A 2840-nucleotide genomic window follows, 5' to 3' on the forward strand; every position below is an offset into this window, starting at 1 on the left:
GGATGCGTCAGGATCAGCGGCTCGTTCGCCTCGATGCCGGCCAGCACGCGCGCGGCAAACGCGTCGCCCTCCATCGGATTCTGCGTCTGCGCCTCGAAGGCGGCTTCGATGCGGGCCAGCATCTCGGGCGGCGTGCGGCTGGCGCCTGCCAAAGATTGCGGCCGGTTGCGGGTGGATTGCTTGATGCGCGAGGCCACCACGCCGGGGCAGACCACCGAGACGCGGATGTGCGACTGCATGATGGCAAGCTCCTGCGCCAGGCTTTCGCTCAACCCCACCACGGCATGTTTGGACGCGGTATAGGCCGTGAGGAATGGCGGCGCGGTGAGGCCAGCCAGCGATGCCACGTTCAGCACATGGCCGGGTGTATGCCCTGCGCGTTCCCGCGCCAGCATCAGCGGCAGGAAGGCGCGCAGGCCGTTCACCACGCCAAACACATTCACGCCAAACACCCAGGACCAGTCATTCGGGTGGCTGTCCCACAGGGGCCCAAGCTGGCCACCCACGCCGGCATTGTTGATGAGCAGATCCACGCCGCCAAAACGCGAGGCGATTTCATGCGCCAGCGCCGTCATGGTGGTGGCATCGCTCACATCGGCGGCGAAGGCGGCAACGCCGGCGCCATGTTCGCGCAGGGCATCCGCGGCGGCGTCCAGCGCGGGCGCCTCCACGTCCACCAGCGCGATCTGCAATCCACGCGTGGCCAGCGCCTGGGCCAGGGCAAAGCCGATCCCGCTGGCGCCGCCGGTGATGACGGCCACCTGTCCGGTTGCGATTTTCATGGTCTTGTCTTTCTGCCAGAGAGGCTCGTTATGGGGTCGTCTTAAGAAATGTCGCCGGGCAGGGCGGCCGTGAAGCGGCCGAGCAGCTCGGCCAGCATGGCGATCTCGTCGGTTTCCCAGCGGTCGCGGAAGGCCTCGGCCGCCATGCGCTTCAGCGTCTTCTCGGCTTCCTCCACGCGGGCGAGGCCGGTTTTGCTCAGCACCACATAGCCCACGCGGGCATCGCGCGGATCGGCTTCGCGCTTCACGAAGCCGGATTTCTCCAGCGGCAGGCACATGCGCGTGATGGTGGACTGGCTGGTGTGCAGGCGCTGCGCCAGGTCGACGCGGCGCAGGCGGCGCAGCGGCGCATGGCCCAGCTGCAACAGCAGCAGCAGCTCGGTGAGGCTCAGGCCATGCACCGAGCCCAGCATCGGGCTGATGCGGGCTTCAAGGAAGGCCTGGGCGCGGAACAGCCGCAGCAGGGCGGACAGGGCGGTGGTATTGCTCATGCGGCCGGATATATACCGACATGCTTCCGTATGCAAGTAGTTTTAAATTGTTGTTTTACGCCGCCGGAGTTTTCGCTCATACACACAGTTCGTCACCCTCGGGCTTGACCCGAGGGTCCACGTCTTTGTGTCGGCGATGCGTTTACTTGGTTAAGACGAAAAAACGTGGATGCCCGGGTCAAGCCCGGGCATGACGGCGGGGGATTGGGCCGGCTATACCGTGGTCGCCAGTTTCTCCAAATCTCTCCTTACCCATTCCGCATCCCGCTCCCATGTCGCGTCATCCATCGTCGGATGACGGAAGAGGGTGAGCACCACTTCGCAGCCGCGCCCGTTCGGCATGACGCGCAGCGGCACGTCGATCACATGGCCCTCGGGCGTGGTCACGCGATGGTCGAGCACGCCGAACTCGTTGCGCGGCGTGAACACGATGGTCGCCCGGCCGCCGGCCTGGTCGGCGACCCAGCTGCCGTCGATCTGGTGCCGCAGGGTGCCGAGCCCGCTGGCCCAAAGCGGCCAGTTGGCCGGATTGCTGAGGAAGGCGTAGGCCTCGGCAAACGGCCGGTCGATGGTCACCGCGATATGGCGGGTGGCCACAGGAGCAGCCTGGGGGTCAGGTGGGGTTGGCGACGGGGTTGGCGGCGGGGGCGCGGTATCGGCCATCGTTGCCTCCTTGCCGGAAAGCCGAGTTCGTGTTATGTTCTCATAGATCGGCCGGCCTGTCCAGCGGATTAACAGTGCGAACCAGTCGCAACAGGCCGCTCACGTAATATCAATGGGTTAAGGCATCAAAACATGCGCAAAACGACGCAAAACCGCTGCACAACACGCGACAACCGCCGCCGCGGCGCCGGCGGATAAAGCTTTCCTTGTCCACCGGCCGGCGAAAGGTATAGTCCGCCCGCGCTGCCATCTGCCGCGTCCTGCATTCCGCCATGCCCTGCATTCTCGCTGGCCAGACATATATAGACGTCATGACTACGCCCGCTCTTAATTCTCTCGGTTTCCCGAAGGCCCCCGCCTCCACCCGCGTGGTGGTGGCGATGTCGGGCGGCGTGGATTCCTCGGTGGTGGCCGGCCTGCTGGCCCGCCAGGGTTATGAGGTCATCGGCATCACGCTGCAGCTTTACGACCACGGCGCCGCCATCGCGCGCAAGGGCGCCTGCTGCGCCGGGCAGGATATCCATGATGCCCGCCAGGTGGCCGAGCGTTTGGGCATCCCGCATTACGTGCTGGATTACGAAAGCCGCTTCCGCCAGTCGGTGATCGACGACTTCGCGGATTCTTATGTGCGCGGCGAAACGCCGATCCCCTGCATCCGCTGCAACCAGCGGGTCAAGTTCCGCGACCTGCTCGACACCGCGCGCGACCTCGGCGCCGACTGCCTCGCCACCGGCCATTACGTGCAGCGCGTGGTGGATGAGCAGGGCCGGTCGCAGCTGCTGCGCGGCGCCGATCCACGCCGCGACCAGAGCTATTTCCTCTATGCCACCACGCCCGGGCAGCTCGACTACCTGCGTTTCCCGCTGGGCCATATGGAAAAGCCCGAGGTGCGCAAGCTGGCCGA

4 protein-coding genes are annotated in these 2840 nt (G+C 65.8%); 1 reads left to right on the top strand and 3 read right to left on the bottom strand.

The features are described from left to right. From Q1J79_RS19985 to Q1J79_RS19995, 3 genes are all read right to left on the bottom strand, one after another. The coding region (locus tag Q1J79_RS19985) for an SDR family NAD(P)-dependent oxidoreductase (RefSeq protein WP_300304159.1) at window positions 1-782 on the bottom strand (782 nt) is incomplete at its 3' end. Between the two features lie 41 nt (window positions 783-823). After that, on the bottom strand, window positions 824-1273 hold the full coding sequence (locus Q1J79_RS19990) for a MarR family transcriptional regulator (protein ID WP_300304162.1): 450 nt from the start codon (window positions 1271-1273) through the stop codon (window positions 824-826). Window positions 1274-1486: 213 nt separating this feature from the next. Next, window positions 1487-1870, bottom strand: a complete 384-nt coding sequence (locus Q1J79_RS19995) for an SRPBCC family protein (RefSeq protein ID WP_300304165.1) — start codon at window positions 1868-1870, stop codon at window positions 1487-1489. A gap of 377 nt (window positions 1871-2247) precedes the next feature. On the opposite strand from Q1J79_RS19995, the gene Q1J79_RS20000 reads away from it, so the two are divergent. Then, the coding region (locus Q1J79_RS20000; protein WP_300304168.1) for an asparagine synthase-related protein at window positions 2248-2840 on the top strand (593 nt) is incomplete at its 3' end.

The organism is Ferrovibrio sp. (genome assembly GCF_029255545.1).
Classification (GTDB): Bacteria; Pseudomonadota; Alphaproteobacteria; order Ferrovibrionales; family Ferrovibrionaceae; genus Ferrovibrio.

Excerpts from the sequence above, each read along its gene's own strand:
- Q1J79_RS19990 (WP_300304162.1), bottom strand. The coding sequence starts at position 1,273 with ATGAGCAATACCACCGCCCTGTCCGCCCTGCTGCGGCTGTTCCGCGCC.